Below are 16240 nucleotides of genomic sequence, written 5' to 3'. Positions count from 1 at the left end.
TGCCTTTTTTGGATTAAGACTGGGATTTGATTTTGTTCTGGTATTCTTTTAGGGCTTTTTCGTAGCCCATTTCTGAGAGTTCGTAGAAGTGTTCTCCCTGGATTTCGGTGGGGAGGTATTGTTGGTGTACGTAGTGGTTTGGGTAGTCGTGGGCGTATTTGTAGCCGATGCCGTGGCCCAGTTTTTCGTGGCCGCCGTAGTGGGCGTCCTGGAGGTGTGGCGGGACTGTAGTTTTTGTGCGTTTGACGGAGTCCATGGCAGCGAAGATGGCGTTGACTGCGGAGTTGCTTTTGGGGGCGCAGGCCATGTAGGTGACTGCCTGGGAGAGGATGATCTGGGCTTCAGGCATACCCACGCGTTCCACTGCCTGAGCTGCTGCTACTGCTACGCAGAGGGCCTGTGGATCGGCGTTTCCGATGTCTTCGGATGCCAGGATCATGATGCGGCGGGCGATGAATTTGACATCTTCTCCGGCGTAGAGCATTTTTGCCAGGTAGTAGACAGCTGCATCTGGGTCAGAGCCTCGCATGCTCTTGATGAAGGCGGAGATGATGTCGTAATGGTTGTCTCCGTTTTTATCATAGCGGACTACTCGTTTCTGGATGCACTGAGAAGCTACGTCCAGTGTGATATGGATAAGTCCGTCTTCGCTTCTTGGGGTGGTGAGGATGCCCAGTTCAATGGCATTGAGGGCGTTTCTGGCGTCACCGCCTGCCATGTCTGCCAGGAAGTCCAGGGCGTCTTCGTCTATCCGGGCTTTGTAGTTTCCCATTCCTTTCGTCTTATCGTTGACTGCACGGAGGAGGAGTTCCTTGACTTCAGAAATCTCCAGGGATTTCAGCTCGAAGATGATGGAACGGGAGATCAGCGCGGCGTTGACTTCGAAATATGGGTTCTCTGTGGTCGCACCAATGAGGATGATGGTTCCGTCTTCTACGAATGGCAGAAGATAGTCCTGCTGGCCTTTGTTAAAGCGGTGGATCTCGTCGATGAAGAGGATAGTCTTTTTCCCATACATGCCCAGGTTCTGCTGGGCTTCTTTGACAACGGCTTCCATGTCCTTTTTGCCTGCCACGGTAGCGTTGATCTGGGTGAATTCGGCACTGGTAGTGTTGGCGATGACTTTGGCCAGAGTGGTCTTGCCTGTTCCCGGAGGGCCGTAGAAGATGACAGAGGTCAGTTTATCTGCCTTGATGGCTCTGTATAATAAAGTATCTTTTCCGATGATGTGCTGTTGGCCCACCACTTCATCCAGGGTAGTGGGGCGCAGTCTGGATGCAAGAGGGGACTCCTGATCCAATGTTTTTGATTTGGCGTATTCAAATAAATCCATAATTTTCTCCATAGAATATGATGATAAAGTACTTCTGATAGATCAGAACATATATTTGTTTCAGTATAACGTATCCCTGTTTTTTTGTAAAGATTGGGAAAATAAAAAGGAAGAGCACTATAAGAGCTCTTCCATAATTTTTCCGTATATTTCCTGGTAATGTGTGGACCATTTTTTACAGATGGACTGTGCAGCTTCCAGATTGGGAGCTGCGATATTCAGGTCGATGAGGGAGTTTCCCTTTTCGATGAGCTGGCATCGTACAGAGTAGGTTCCCTGCTTGGTGATATAATAATCTGCCGGAGTGACGATCCGATCCTGGGCCTTGAAACCGGTGGATTTCAGGTATTCCCGGACTTCCTGTTTGATCTCAGGGGAAATATCTTTCTGGAAAAAGGAGAGGGTTTTTTTGCCATCTTCTGTGATTCGGTAATGAGAGGTATTGGAGCGGGTGTCCATAGTGACCAGATCGGCTTCCACAAGCTCGGAGATTGCCTGTTGGAGGTGGAAATAATTGGTATATTCCCGATCCAGGATAAATTCCGAGATCTGTGAATTGGTCAGTGTATCCTCTGTATTCTGAAGCATATATAACACGATTAATTTATAGATAGTAAATGGTGTTGACAATGTAGATCCCTCCTTCGGGTACAGCAGAGAGTGTTTCTTAAACAACAGGTTACTCACACATGAGAGCTTTGCCCTGAAAGCTCTGTTCTTCTTTCATGCGGTGGTGCAGGAGATTCAGAACCTCGCGCTTGCGGGAAGCCCATAAAGGTGCGATAAGAAGATCCCTCGGTCCGTCCCCTGTGATACGGTGGATGACAATATCCGGATCCAGATGCTCCAGACAGTCTATGAGCAAGGCAAGATACTCCTCTCTTTCATAAGTTTTAAAAAGTCCCTTTTCGTAATCAGCTGCCAGATCTGTTCCACGGAGTACGTGGAGAAGCTGCAGCTTGATTCCCTGAATGTCCATATGGTTCAGATAATTCATTGTTTCCAGGATCGCCTGCCTGTCCTCTCCCGGAAGTCCCAGGATGGTATGGACGATCACTTCTATATTTTCCTGACGGAGCCGTCTCACTGCATCTTCGAAACAGGAAAGAGGATAGCCCCTGCGGATGTAGGCGGCTGTGGATTCGTGAATGGTCTGAAGCCCAAGCTCTATCCATACAGGTTTTCTCTTATTCAGCCTGGAAAGAAGTTCCAGCTTCTCCGGTTCCAGGCAGTCCGGTCTGGTTCCGATGGAAAGTGCCACAACAGATGGATGGGAGATGGCTTCTGTAAAAATTTTCTCCAGATAATCTACAGGTGCGTAGGTGTTGGTGTATGCCTGAAAATAGGCAATGTATTTCCGGATGGGCCGCTTCTGTGAAAGAATGGCGATCTGGCTGTCAATCTGTTCTGTAACAGAGAGACATGCATCAGCAGCGAAGTCACCGCTGCCCCCTGCACTGCAGAAAATACAGCCCCGTGTGCCAAGGTTACCGTCCCGGTTGGGACAGGACATACCGCCATTTAATGTGACCTTATAAACTTTCTCCCCAAATCGTTCCCTGAGCATATGATCCAGGGAATGATAAGGCTTTTCCCCCCATTTTCTCATACTGCAGGTGTCTGTTCTGAGGATTCTTCTGTGTCAGAAGTCTTCGATGGTGTCTCAATGATATAGTTATCGAAGATCTTCACCAAAAAATGACCATTGATAAATGCTTCCAGAGAAAATCCCATCAGAATGAACAGAAGAAGCACGATAGACTGTACCTGGGCTGTAGGGATAAAAAAGATCGCAACAGGTGCAGCAGTGATCAGTGCCATCAATACAGTATAAGGAAGATGACGGATCGACATCAGAAATGCATTCCGGAATGTGTGCTTGATGGTATTGTAAAATTTGGCAAGTACAGGGTAGAGATACAGGAATATCACGAAGTATACAATGCCAAATGCGATAAACAATACATGCAGTACAGAGGCCATGCTGCCGCTCATGTTATTTATAATATTCAGGTCAAGATACAGGAGCCCGCCAAACAGGAGCATGATCAGGTTAATGATAGTTGCCTGTTTGAAGTTCTGTTTGAAGGATTTAAAAAAGCTCTTTACAATATAAGATTCTTCATTTCTGACCATTTTCAGAGTTACATAGTGAAGTGCTGTAAGAGAAGCACCGATGGTTACGATTGGAAGACAGCAAATGATAAAAACAATATTGAGGATCATAAGGTCTGCAGCCCTACCCATCATACTGAAGAATTTGTTGTCCATGTTAAACAATTTGTCCATTCCTTAAACTCCTTTTTTACATTGATGTATTTCCATATTCAGTTTACCCTTAAGTATAACGAATCAGGGAATAAAAAGCAAATGTTTTTACAGAGTGAGAAGCTGGTCGGCAGTAACGAAATCATATCCCTGTTCTGTAAGCAGGTCTGCGATCATCAGGGCAGCATCCACAGAACTCTGGTAACTGTCATGCATCAGGAGGATGGAACCGTCATGAACCTGGGAACGGACAATGGACAGGATGCTGTCTGTGCTGCGGCTTTTCCAGTCCAGGGTATCGATATCCCAGAATACAGGCAGCATGGTGAAGGGCAGTTCCATATCTTTCTGCCAGGCACCGAAGGGAGGGCGGATATAGGATGGATAAACGCCAGTGACTTCGTAGATGCGGTTGTTGGTTTTTTGGATTTCCTGGAGGGCTTTTTCCCGGGAAATCTTATCCAGCTGCACGTGATCCCAGGTATGGTTTCCAATCAGATGTCCGTCTTTTTGCATTTCCAGAAGGATCTCTTCGTTTCCTTCGATGTTTTCCCCTACCAGAAAGAAGGTAGCAAGGATGTTTCTCTTTCGCAGTCCTTCCAGCAGCATAGGAGTATACTTGGAGTTAGGTCCATCATCAAAGGTAAGGGCTACCCGGGGAGGTTCTTCCATGGTCTGCTGTACCAGGGAAAGCATTCCACGGCCTGCCACTGCGCAGGCTGTCCGGGTTCGCAGGTCACGGTTCATAATTAAAAGTTCAGTCAGTATAAGTCCTGCGAGAAGCAGGAAAAATGGCAGTACTGCCGGTTTGATGTGTTTCATATAATGCCTCCTTGGGGACGTCAATACTGGGCTGTTATCCAATTATATGAAAAAAAGAAAGCAAATCATGCGAATTTATTGTATAATAACTTATTGTTTATGGACAGAGGGTGTCTGTCCTGATTACAGAGAGAAAATGGAGAAGACAATGAGTGGAAGAGCAGCAAAGATCTGCGGTGTACTGGGAACTGTGGGAATTCTGACAGTTCTGTATATGACAGGGGAATCCTATTACAGCGGCCTGACAGGTGGAGGCAGCCAGGTGCAGAAAGAAACGCAGACCTATCAGTATAAATATGATATGATCGTAGACAATCCGGAATCGTCTTTCTGGCAGGTAGCATACAATTGTACACAGGAATGGGCGCAGAAGAATGATGCAATCCTGGAACTGAAAGGCAACGGCAAAGAGAGTGACTATGACAAGCTGGATTATATGAATATGAGCATTGCATCCAATGCAGATGGGATCATTCTGCAGTACAGCGGAGAACAGGGACTGGAGTCCAAGATCGACGAAGCAGTTCAGAAAGGAATTCCGGTTGTCACAGTGATGGGGGATGCAGTTCACAGCAAACGCCAGAGTTTCGTGGGAGTCAGTGATTACCAGCTTGGAAGTGCCTACGGGGAAAAAGTGGCAGAATATGTGACACAAGATACCAAAAGCATTCTGATCCTGTTGAAGAAAAATATTGATGATATGAATCAGAGCCAGATCTATACGCAGATCAGCAATGCAGCCCAGGCGAAAGCCGGATCAGCAGACGATATAAAAATTACAGGCAGAAATCTTCTTTCTACCGGAACCTTCGAGACAGAGGAAGCAGTTACGGATATTTTCCAGCAGAAAGATAAAGTGCCGGATATTCTGGTGTGCATGGACGAAGAAACCACAGAGTGTGCCCGCCAGGCAGTACTGGATTTTAACCTGGCCGGAAAGGTTAAAATCATCGGATACTACAGTTCTGATGATATCCTCACAGCGGTGGAAAAAGGGGTGATCTCTGTTACCTGCGATGTGGATACAGACCAGCTGGGCAGATACAGTATCGAGGCACTGACAGAATACCAGAAAGATGGAAGAACAAATTCTTACTATAATGTAGATATCAATTTCCTGGATAAGGACGCTGCCCGTGAAATGAGAAAGGAGGCACAGGCGAAATGAAACAGATACGCTGGAGAGACCTTTCTCTGGTCAGTAAGATAGTTATAGAAGTGGGAATGATCGCGGTTCTTTTATTTGCTATGAATATGATCTTCTATGTGCGGATCAATAATTCCATGCAGAAGATGGATAATGTATATGCCAGCAATGCGGAATTAACTGAGCTTTCCCAGGTATTCGAGAAGGTGCAGGATAACATGTATGATTATCTGAAGGTAAAGAGTTCCCAGGTATTGCTGGATTATTATCAGAATGAATCCAAATACAGAAGCCAGCTTGAGAAACTTAATGAAGAGAACATTAATGATCCTGTGAAGCTTCTGGAGCGCAATATCCGCAGAATGTCTGAAACTTATCTGAACTATACGGCAGAGACCGTTGCAGCCAAACGAGGCAGGAATGTGGAGAAATACAAACGTAAATATGACGATGCCACCAAACTGTACGGATATATCCAGTCTTCTATTGATGAGCTGAATAATCTGATGTTTCAGGAGAATTCCAGTACCTACTCCATCCTCCGCGCAGTGATGCGTTATCTGGAGATCAGTAATACCATCATTATGATCGGGATCGTGACAGGGGGAATGCTCCTCCTCATCATGGCAATCAGAAAAATGTTCATTCCCCTTTCCAATATGGCAGAAACGGCTCAGCTGGTAGGTCAGGGAAATTTCTGGGTGAAAATGCACGATACAGATGCACAGGATGAACTGGGAGCAGTAACCAGAGCGTTTAACACAATGGTGGAGAACCTGGATCTGTATATGGCCAGGACGAAAGCAAGTATGGAAAAAGAGCAGCAGATGATGGAGCGGGAACTGCTTATGGAGAACCATCTGAAAGAAGCTCAGCTGAAATACCTCCAGTCTCAGATCAATCCCCACTTTCTGTTTAATTCCCTGAATGCAGGGGCCCAGCTTGCCATGATGGAAGATGCAGAGCAGACAGGGATCTTTGTGGAAAAGATGGCAGACTTTTTCCGGTATAATGTTAAGAAAGGACAGGAAGATGCCACTCTGGGAGAAGAACTGGAGGCAGTTGACAATTATATTTATATTCTGAATGTTCGTTTTGCAGGTGACATTCATTTCAGCAAAGATGTGGATGAATCACTTGAGAATGTCCGTGTCCCAAGTATGATCCTGCAGCCAATTGTAGAGAATGCAGTAAATCACGGAATCCGTGACATTGAATGGGAAGGAAAGATCCATCTTACAGTTACCGGAGATGCAGACTACATTCGTATCAGTGTGAAGGACAACGGAAAAGGAATGACGCCGGAGCAGATAGAGGGTGTTTTGTCAGGAAATAAAGAATATAGGAAAGAAGAAGGTGACTCTACAGGAATTGGTATGAATAATGTGATCAGCCGTCTGGAACTGTACTATGAAGAAAAAGGACTTGTGGAGATCAGGAGTGATGGCCTGGATAAAGGAACAGAAGTGATCGTCTATATACCGGTATGATACCGGGAGGATGAGAGCAGAGAGTGCTGCTTTGGACTTATATGAGAATTTTTTGTTGGGGAGAGAGGAAAATGTACAGAATTTTGCTGGCAGATGATGAAGGTATCATGCTGGAATCACTGAAAAAGATCATTGAATCAGAATATGGAAATGAATGCGAGATCCACTGTGCGAAATCAGGCAGGGTAGTGGTGGAGATGGCACAGGCATATCCGCCGGATATCTGTTTCATGGATATCCAGATGCCGGGGATCAGCGGAATCCAGGCAATCAGAGAGATAAAGAAGTTTAACAGTTCGGCAGTCTTTGTCATCATTACTGCCTATGACAAATTTAACTATGCAAAAGAAGCGGTAAGTTTAGGAGTTGAGGAATTTCTCACCAAGCCTGTAAATAAGAAAGTGATCCTGGAAACCTGTGCCAGAATGATGGCAAAGGTAGATCTGACCCGTCAGAAGAGAAGCGATGATCTCCGTATCAGGGAGAAACTGGAAACAGTAGTGCCGATGATCGAGAGCGGATATATCAATAATATTCTTCTTCAGGATGATTTTGTCACTTATCAGGATAATTATACAGAGCTTCTGGATATCCATGAGAAATACGGATATATGATCGTAATGGAGTTTGGGGATTCCCTGGAAAATGGTGTGCTGAGCAATGCTGTAGGTGCAAGTGTGAGGGCAAATAAATTCTATTCCACTTTCCGTGAGATCGCGCAGGATTTCTTTGAATGTCTGGTGGGTCCCATCATGGGAAACAGGATCGTGCTGCTGGTTCCTTATGAAAATGCCACAGAGGATTACGAGGAACGTGTTGCAATCGTCACAAGAGCCAGAAATATGGTACATAAGTTTGAGAACCGGATTGACAGCATGTTCCGCTGCGGAATCGGAAGAGTCAAGGAACTGGGCAGTGTGAAGGGGTCTTTTCAGGAGGCTGTTGTAGCACTTAAAGAGAGCACCAGTCATGTGGTACATATTGAGGACGTACCTGTGGCGCAGAAGTATAAAGGCGAATACCCAAGAGATCTTGAGAGCAGATATCAGAAGCGTATTCTGGAGAAAGATGTAGCGGGAGCACTCAACTGTGCAGATGGTTTTTTTGAATGGATGAAAGGACAGACTGTAGTTTCCAGAGAGGATATGGAGATTAAGATCCTGGAACTGGTAATGGATGCAGAACGAAGGGCGTTCTTTGCAGGAACAATGCGGTATAATATCAGCGACAGACGGGGATATATCAGGGAACTTCAGGCATGTTCCAATATGGAAAGCCTGCGTGAATGGTTTTTGGATAAAACAAGAGAAATCTGTACAAAGATGGAGAATTCCAAGGAAAAGGAAGCTGTCAGTGTGATCGACAGGGCGAAAGAATATATAGAAGAAAATTTCCGTAAGGATATTTCACTGGATGATGTTTCCAGAGAAGTAGATATCAGTCCCTATTATTTCAGTAAACTGTTTAAGCAGGAGACCGGCAAGAATTTTATTGAGCATCTTACAGAAATCCGTCTGAAGAATGCCAGAGAACTTTTGCAGAATTCTCAGCTTTCTATTAAAGAGATATGCGCAGAATCCGGATATAGTGATCCCAACTATTTCAGCAGGATTTTTAAGAAATATGAAGGGGTTACACCAAGTGAATTCAGAGAGAGGTTAGGCTGATGAGGAAATATAAAAGAGGGAAGAACAGCAGAATAAAAAAACTGCTGGCAGGAACACTGGTGCTTTGTATGGGAATGGTGCTTTGGGCAGGCTGCGGCTCACAGAGTGAAGAAAAGCAGACCAGTCAGGAAGAAACCGCTTCCTCCGGCAAAGAAGAGGATAAGATCCAGATCGGGCTTACTGTAGATTCTTTTGTCATTGAGAGATGGATCAGGGACAGAGATGTATTTGTAGCAACTGCCAGAGAGCTGGGGGCAGAGGTGAATGTTCAGGATGCAGGGGCAGATGTCCAGGAGCAGATCAGCCAGATCGAATACTTTATCAGTAAACAGATGGACGTGATCGTGGTGATCGCCAGAGACTGCGGAGTACTTTCTGATGTGATCCAGAAGGCGCACAATGCGGGAATTCCGGTAATCTCCTATGACAGAATGATCAATAATGCAGATACAGATTTCTATATTTCTTTTGATAACAGGAAAGTTGGAGAGATCATGGCTCAGGCACTGGTAGATGCACTTCCACAGGGCGGGGATATTTTTATGATCCAGGGTCCTTTATCGGACAATAATGTCCATATGCTGAAGGAGGGATTTGACGATACCCTTGAGGATACCAATCTGAATGTGGTTTATGAGGCGAATTGTGACGGATGGACTGCAGAGCTTGCAGTGGGATATATGGAAGAAGCACTGGAGAAATATCCTCATGTGAAAGGAATCATGTGCGGAAATGATGACATTGCCAGTCAGGTGGTGCAGGTTCTTGCGGAAAATCAGCTGGCGGGAAATGTGATGGTAGTAGGTCAGGATGGTGACCTGGCAGCCTGTCAGAGGATCGTGGAGGGAACCCAGTATATGACTGCTTTTAAATCCATCGAAGATCTGGCAAAGGAAGCTGCGAAGTATGTTGTGGAGATCGGAAGCGGGAAAGAAGCTTCTGAGCTGGAAGGAGTTACCGAGAAAGTCAATGACGGAACCTACGATATCCCGGCCAGAGTGCTGGAACCTACGGCCGTAACAAGAGAGAATATTGATGAGGTGATCATAGACGGAGGATTCCACCGCAGGGATGAAGTGTATCTGAATGCGGAATATAATTAAATATGGTAGAGACAAATTTGTGCTGTAAGTATGTATAGCATTTTTAAGACGGATGAACTAGCACAAAATTGTAACAAAAATGTCCTGTTGCATACAGGACATTTTTTATTTTGCCCGAAATGTCTTGTTTCTTGCCAACCATGTCCAGATAGCCCTGTGCTATAGTAACATCATCAAAAAAACGTGAACAACGTAAATAAAGAAACGGAGGATTTTTACAATGAAAAAGAAAGTCGTATCTGCAATTCTTTGTGCATCAATGGTAGCTGGTATGGTAGTCATCCCGGGTGTAGCTGTTAAAGCGGATGATAAGAAACTGATCGGTGTTACAATGCCTACCAAAGACCTTCAGAGATGGAATCAGGATGGCGAGAACATGAAGAAAGAGCTGGAAGCAGCAGGCTACGAAGTAGACCTTCAGTATGCATCTAACGACGTAAACACACAGGTTTCACAGCTTGAGAACCAGGTAGCCAACGGATGTGATCTTCTGGTTGTAGCATCTATCGACGGAAGCAGCCTTGGAGAGCCTCTGAAACAGGCAAAAGAAGCAGGAATCCCGGTTATCTCCTATGACCGTCTGCTTATGAACTCTGATGCAGTTACATACTATGCAACATTTGATAACTACAAAGTAGGCCAGAAACAGGGCGAATACTTAGTAGATGCACTTGATCTTGACAATCAGGACGGACCGTTCAACATCGAGCTGTTCACAGGTGATCCTGGTGACAACAACTGTAACTTCTTCTTCGGCGGAGCAATGGATGTCCTTCAGAAATACATCGACGAAGGCAAACTGGTAGTTAAATCCGGACAGACAGAGTTCGAGCAGGTTGCAACTGCTAACTGGGACAGTGCAAAAGCTCAGGACAGAATGGATACAATCATCGCTGGTAACTATTCTGACGGAACAAACCTTGACGCAGTTCTCTGCTCCAACGACTCCACAGCACTTGGTGTAGAAAACGCACTTGCAGCTTCTTACACAGGAGAGTATCCGATCATTACCGGTCAGGACTGTGATACACCAAACGTTAAGAACCTTGTAGCAGGAAAACAGGCTATGTCCGTATTCAAAGATACACGTGCTCTTGCATCTGCAGTTGTTAAAATGGTTGACTCCATCATGAAAGGTGAAGAACCGGAAGTTAACGATACAGAATCCTATGACAACGGCACAGGCGTTATCCCGACATACCTTTGCGATCCGGTTGTTGTAACTGTTGACAATTACAAAGAAATGCTGATTGATTCCGGATATTATACAGAGGATCAGATTAAATAATAAGAATTAACAAACTGTACAGGCGGGCGCAGTTCCCGCCTGTATTAATCAGTAATAAGTATTTATCTTACAAGAAGAACTATCTTAGAGAAATCTATCTTGGAAGAAATTTCCGTTTCTTTCCAAGACGTACTTAAATGCTTTGTTATGGAAAGGGAGGGAAATAGAAATTGGCTAAGATACTTTTGGAAATGAAGAATATCACCAAAACTTTCCCGGGTGTAAAGGCACTGGATAACGTAAATCTTCAGGTAGAAGAAGGCGAGATCCACGCACTGGTAGGTGAGAACGGTGCCGGAAAATCTACCCTGATGAATGTATTAAGTGGTATTTATCCGTATGGAACCTATGAAGGCAACATTATTTATAACGGAGAAATCTGTAAATTCAATACAATCAAAGACAGTGAAGAAAAAGGAATTGTAATCATTCACCAGGAACTTGCGCTGATTCCCTATATGACTATCGGCGAGAACATGTACCTGGGTAATGAAAGAGGTAAATCCTTCTCCATCAACTGGAATGAAACTTATGGAGAAGCAGACAAATATTTGAAAATAGTAGGACTGGAGGAATCCTCCAGAACTTTGATCAAGGATATTGGTGTAGGTAAACAGCAGCTGGTAGAAATCGCGAAAGCATTGGCGAAACATGCGAAACTCCTGATCCTGGATGAGCCGACCGCATCTTTGAATGAAGATGACTCTCAGGCACTGCTGGATCTGCTGTTGAAATTTAAAGAACAGGGTATGACATCTATTATCATTTCCCATAAATTAAATGAAATCTCTTATGTAGCGGATAAGATTACGGTTATCCGTGACGGCTCTACCATTGAGACTCTGGATAAGAAAGTAGATGATTTCTCAGAACAGCGTATCATTCAGGGCATGGTTGGTCGTGAGATGACAGACCGTTTCCCGAAACGCCCGGATGTAAAAGTCGGAGCTGTTTCCATGGAAGTGAAGAACTGGACTGTTTATCATCCGTTGTACTCAGAGCGTAAAGTAGTAGATAATGTATCATTTAAGATCCATAAAGGGGAAGTAGTGGGTATTTCCGGACTGATGGGTGCAGGACGTACAGAGCTTGCCATGAGTATCTTCGGAAAGAGCTATGGAACCAAGATTTCTGGTCAGATATTTATGAACGGAAAAGAAGTGAAACTGAACACTGTACAGGAAGCAATCGATAATAAACTTGCTTATGTTACAGAGGACAGAAAAGGAAACGGACTGATCCTTTCCAAATCCATCAAAATGAACACATCACTTGCAAATATGAAAGGCATCAGCAATGGACAGGTGATCGATGCAGATAAAGAGTATGCAGTAGCCGAAGAATACAGGAAAAAGCTGAAAACAAAATGTCCATCTGTTGAGCAGAATGTAGGTAACTTAAGTGGTGGTAACCAGCAGAAAGTCCTTCTTGCGAAATGGATGTTCGCAGAACCGGATATTCTGATCCTGGATGAGCCTACCCGTGGTATCGACGTAGGTGCGAAGTACGAAATTTACTGTATTATCAACGATCTGGTTGCAGCAGGCAAATCTGTTATCATGATCTCTTCTGAACTTCCGGAAGTACTGGGAATGTCAGACAGGATCTATATCATGAATGAAGGCAAGTTCGTAGGAGAAGTCAGCAAAGAAGAGGCAACCTCCGAACTGATCATGTCAAAGATCGTAAAATCAGGAAAAGGAGCGTAAAGAAGATGGAGAAAAAGCTTAGTTTTTCAGAAGTATTAAAGAAATATACCATGGTGATCGTTCTGGTTCTGGTAGTCATCATGTTTACAGCAAACACCAAAGGTGTTATGCTTCTGCCGCAGAACGTAAATAACCTTGTAGCTCAGAACGCATATGTATTTATCCTTGCAACAGGTATGTTGTTCTGTATCTTAACCGGTGGTAACATCGACCTTTCTGTTGGTTCTGTTGTATGTTTCGTTGCAGCAGTCGGCGGTAAGATGATGGTTCTCAATAACATGAATCCATATCTTACAATGCTTGTTATGCTGATCACAGGTATTGCCATCGGTGCATGGCAGGGATTCTGGATTGCTTATGTACGAATCCCACCGTTTATCGTAACTCTGGCAGGTATGCTTGCATTCCGTGGTTTATCAAACGTAGTTCTTCAGGGACAGACACTGGCTCCAATGCCTGATTCTTATCTGGCACTGTTTAACAATTATATTCCTGATCCATTTGGAAAAGAAGGATTTAATGTTACATGTTTCGTAGTTGGTATTATCGTTTGTATTGTTTATGTGTTAATGGTACTGAAAAACCGTGCAGACCGTGCGAAAAAAGGCTACAGTGTAGAAGCTTTCGGCGGCGCAGCGATCAAGATGGTTCTGATCTGTGCAGTTGTTCTTGCATTTATGTTCCGTCTGGCGCAGTATAAAGGTATTCCGAACTCTCTGGTTTGGGTAGCGGTTATTATTGCAATCTATACATACATTGCTTCTAAGACAACTACAGGTCGTTATTTCTATGCAGTTGGTGGTAATGAGAAGGCTACGAAGCTTTCCGGTATTAATACGAACAGAGTTTATTTCCTGGCTTATTTAAATATGGGTCTTCTGGCTGCTATTGCTGGTATGGTTACTATGGCCCGTCTGAATTCTGCTAACCCGCAGGCTGGTACGAACTTCGAGATGGATGCCATTGGTTCCTGTTTCATTGGTGGTGCTTCTGCTTATGGTGGAACTGGTACTGTTCCGGGAGTTATTATTGGTGCTCTTTTAATGGGTGTCCTGAACTTAGGTATGAGTATCATGGGTATTGACCAGAATATTCAGAAGGTTGTTAAGGGACTTGTTCTTCTGGCAGCGGTTATCTTTGATGTTGTAAGTAAGAGAAAATCCTTTATTGTAAAATAATATTTGAAATGTTTGCAGGGCTTGCAGGGATGCAGGCTCTGTTTTTTTCTGTGCTGGTTACTGGCTGGGGAGGTGTGTCTTAGAATTTTGCATTTTATGCAAAATTCTTGCGGGGTGTTGCAGGGTGGGAGTATAATGTGAAAAAAACATTTTTACGAAATGAGGAGGGGTTGATCATGAAATATAAGTCAGTGTTGGATCTGCATACACATACAGTGGCCAGCGGTCATGCATATTGTTCTTTGAGGGAGATGGTGAGGGCGGCTTCGGATAAGGGACTGGAGCTTTTGGGGATTACGGAGCATGCGCCGATGATGCCGGGAACCTGTCATGAGTTTTATTTTAATAATCTGAAGGTGGTTCCCAGGGAGTTGTATGGGATTCAGCTGCTTCTGGGGTCTGAGGTGAATATTCTGGATGCAAAGGGGACTGTGGATCTGGGGCAGAAGACGCTGGCGAATATGGATGTGGTGATCGCCAGTCTGCATACTCCGTGTATGAAGCCTGCATCTAAGCTTGAGAATACGGAGAGTTATCTGAATGCAATGAAGAATCCGTATATTAATATCATCGGACATCCGGATGATGGAAGATATGAGATCAATTATGAGGCGCTGGTGCAGGGTGCGAAGGAATATGGGAAGGTTCTGGAGCTGAACAATCATTCCATGGAGCCAGGCTGTACCAGAGAGAATGCAGTGGAGAATGATACGGTGATGCTGAATCTGTGTAAGAAGTATCAGGTTCCGGTTGTGATGGATAGTGATGCGCATTTTGACCTGCTCATCGGAGAGTTTGATCTGGCCAGAGATCTGCTCACAAAGCTGGATTTCCCGGAAGAACTGGTGCTGAACCGCTCCGTGGATGCAGTGAAAAAGTATGTAAACCGCAAATTATAAAAATCCTGAGTTCTTTCAGCTCAAACGCTTGCTTCTTATGTTTTAACGTGGTAAAATATCACTGTTAGAAATATGATACGGACATAATAAAGACAAATGTCCGTCAAGTGAAGAATTGAAGAACAGAGTTCTAAAGGAGCAGGAAAATGAGTAAAAAGATCAGAACAGAGGCTGTGGATCAGCTTTTTGAAGCGATCCTTTGCCTGAAGGATAAAGAAGAGTGTTATACTTTCTTTGAGGATGTATGCACGATCAACGAACTTCTTTCCTTATCACAGCGTTTCGAAGTTGCCAAGATGCTGATGGACAAGAGAACATACCTTGACATTTCCGAGAAGACCGGAGCTTCCACTGCAACGATCAGTCGTGTGAATCGTTCATTAAATTATGGAAATGATGGCTATGAAATGGTATTCTCCAGAATGGCAGAGAAGGAAGCCAAAGGGGAATAAAAGGATAAGAAACAAAAGGATAAAGAGCCAGGTGGCTTGAAATGGGGCAGGTGATTTTTTACCTGCCTTTTGTGTTATGTTTCTTTGGCCTTTGTTTTATAGAAAAAATGCAGATAAATGATTGACGAAAAATGAGGATAATCAAAATCTGTAAATATAATGTCAAAATCTGGAATAGAAAATATAACGGGAGTCTGCTTCGGATTAAAACTGGTATTTGGTGACAATGTACACTGCTTCTTTGTAGAGCCGACACAGGCACCGTGTATAACGGCTGCAAAAGCAAATGCGGCCGGAGAAATGCTGTTATTACTTCAATATGTGACAAATAAAAGATGGCAGGAGAATTATAAAACAAAAAAAGGTGCATATGGCTCGGCCAATTTACCACAGACAGAGGAAACTGACATTTCCGTAAAAGTAACCTTCACATATCTGATGCCCACCACACCGGCCAGTGAATGTCAGCTTACCTACGAAGTATTCGGCGATGGAAAAGTAAAAACAACCTTATCCTACGACCCTGTAAAAGAACTGGGCGATATGCCGGAATTCGGTATGATCTTCAAGTTCAATGCAGATTACGACAATGTGCAGTGGTATGGTCTTGGCGAAACCGAAACCTATGCAGACCGCAAAGGCAGAGGAATCCGCTTCGAGATGGACAAAGAACCAATGATGTTCTCCGCCCTTCCATACACTCCACACGAAATAGAAAATGCCATGCACCCATACGAACTCCCACAGATCCACTACACTGTCGTCCGTGTCGCAAAAGCCCAGATGGGAATCGGCGGCGACGACAGCTGGGGCGCATACACTCATCCGGAATATTTGTTAAATGCAGATAGAAAGATGGAATTTTCATTAGTTTTAAGGGAATC

At 44.3% G+C, this 16240-nt stretch carries 14 protein-coding genes and 1 pseudogene; 10 read left to right on the top strand and 5 right to left on the bottom strand.

Annotated elements, in window-relative coordinates; translation table 11 throughout:
- Positions 1 to 13: 13 nt before the first annotated feature.
- The 5 genes from R8695_RS14015 to R8695_RS13995 form a co-directional block, all read right to left on the bottom strand.
- A complete protein-coding gene (locus R8695_RS14015; protein WP_118509477.1) occupies positions 14 to 1333 on the bottom strand; it encodes a replication-associated recombination protein A in 1320 nt (439 codons plus the stop codon).
- 117 nt (positions 1334 to 1450) lie between these two features.
- Positions 1451 to 1963, bottom strand: coding sequence for a DUF4364 family protein (locus tag R8695_RS14010; protein WP_118509478.1), 513 nt, complete (start codon positions 1961 to 1963; stop codon positions 1451 to 1453).
- Positions 1964 to 2012: 49 nt separating this feature from the next.
- Positions 2013 to 2942 carry a tRNA modification radical SAM protein MnmL/YtqA gene (gene mnmL / locus R8695_RS14005; protein WP_118509479.1) on the bottom strand — a complete coding sequence of 310 codons (930 nt, stop codon included), beginning with the start codon at positions 2940 to 2942 and terminating at the stop codon, positions 2013 to 2015.
- Positions 2939 to 3622, bottom strand: a complete 684-nt coding sequence (locus R8695_RS14000) for a YesL family protein (protein ID WP_118509480.1) — start codon at positions 3620 to 3622, stop codon at positions 2939 to 2941. The genes mnmL and R8695_RS14000 overlap by 4 nt, the downstream gene beginning before the upstream one ends.
- An 87-nt stretch (positions 3623 to 3709) precedes the next feature.
- Positions 3710 to 4423, bottom strand: coding sequence for a polysaccharide deacetylase family protein (locus R8695_RS13995; RefSeq protein WP_243139441.1), 714 nt, complete (start codon positions 4421 to 4423; stop codon positions 3710 to 3712).
- 148 nt (positions 4424 to 4571) lie between these two features.
- Here R8695_RS13995 and R8695_RS13990 point away from each other — a divergent pair, with 148 nt between their 5' ends.
- The 10 genes and pseudogenes from R8695_RS13990 to R8695_RS13945 all read left to right on the top strand — a co-directional run.
- Positions 4572 to 5591: a substrate-binding domain-containing protein gene (locus R8695_RS13990; RefSeq protein ID WP_118509481.1), complete on the top strand. Its 1020-nt coding sequence runs from the start codon at positions 4572 to 4574 to the stop codon at positions 5589 to 5591.
- On the top strand, positions 5588 to 7060 hold the full coding sequence (locus R8695_RS13985; RefSeq protein WP_118509482.1) for a sensor histidine kinase: 1473 nt from the start codon (positions 5588 to 5590) through the stop codon (positions 7058 to 7060). Before R8695_RS13990 ends, R8695_RS13985 begins: the two co-directional genes overlap by 4 nt.
- Positions 7061 to 7131: 71 nt before the next feature.
- A complete protein-coding gene (locus R8695_RS13980) occupies positions 7132 to 8727 on the top strand; it encodes a helix-turn-helix domain-containing protein (RefSeq protein ID WP_118509483.1) in 1596 nt (531 codons plus the stop codon).
- Positions 8727 to 9830, top strand: a complete 1104-nt coding sequence (locus R8695_RS13975; RefSeq protein ID WP_118509484.1) for a sugar ABC transporter substrate-binding protein — start codon at positions 8727 to 8729, stop codon at positions 9828 to 9830. The genes R8695_RS13980 and R8695_RS13975 overlap by 1 nt, the downstream gene beginning before the upstream one ends.
- Before the next feature lie 271 nt (positions 9831 to 10101).
- Positions 10102 to 11118, top strand: coding sequence for a multiple monosaccharide ABC transporter substrate-binding protein (chvE, locus tag R8695_RS13970; RefSeq protein WP_416385733.1), 1017 nt, complete (start codon positions 10102 to 10104; stop codon positions 11116 to 11118).
- Positions 11119 to 11288: 170 nt separating this feature from the next.
- Positions 11289 to 12827: a multiple monosaccharide ABC transporter ATP-binding protein gene (gene mmsA / locus R8695_RS13965; protein WP_118509486.1), complete on the top strand. Its 1539-nt coding sequence runs from the start codon at positions 11289 to 11291 to the stop codon at positions 12825 to 12827.
- Between the two features lie 5 nt (positions 12828 to 12832).
- A complete protein-coding gene (mmsB, locus tag R8695_RS13960; RefSeq protein WP_154779620.1) occupies positions 12833 to 14005 on the top strand; it encodes a multiple monosaccharide ABC transporter permease in 1173 nt (390 codons plus the stop codon).
- A 176-nt stretch (positions 14006 to 14181) separates the two neighbouring features.
- Positions 14182 to 14904, top strand: a complete 723-nt coding sequence (locus R8695_RS13955) for a phosphatase (RefSeq protein WP_154779621.1) — start codon at positions 14182 to 14184, stop codon at positions 14902 to 14904.
- Between the two features lie 146 nt (positions 14905 to 15050).
- Positions 15051 to 15356 carry a YerC/YecD family TrpR-related protein gene (locus R8695_RS13950; RefSeq protein WP_118509489.1) on the top strand — a complete coding sequence of 102 codons (306 nt, stop codon included), beginning with the start codon at positions 15051 to 15053 and terminating at the stop codon, positions 15354 to 15356.
- 387 nt (positions 15357 to 15743) lie between these two features.
- A pseudogene (locus R8695_RS13945) lies at positions 15744 to 16235 on the top strand (beta-galactosidase small subunit-related protein); the annotation flags it as partial.
- Positions 16236 to 16240: the final 5 nt, after the last annotated feature.

It is taken from the genome of Blautia luti (assembly GCF_033096465.1).
GTDB classification, from domain to species: Bacteria; Bacillota; Clostridia; order Lachnospirales; family Lachnospiraceae; genus Blautia_A; species Blautia_A luti.
The sequence above is the reverse complement of the archived record's forward strand: the minus strand, read 5'-3'. Positions and strand labels throughout refer to the sequence as shown.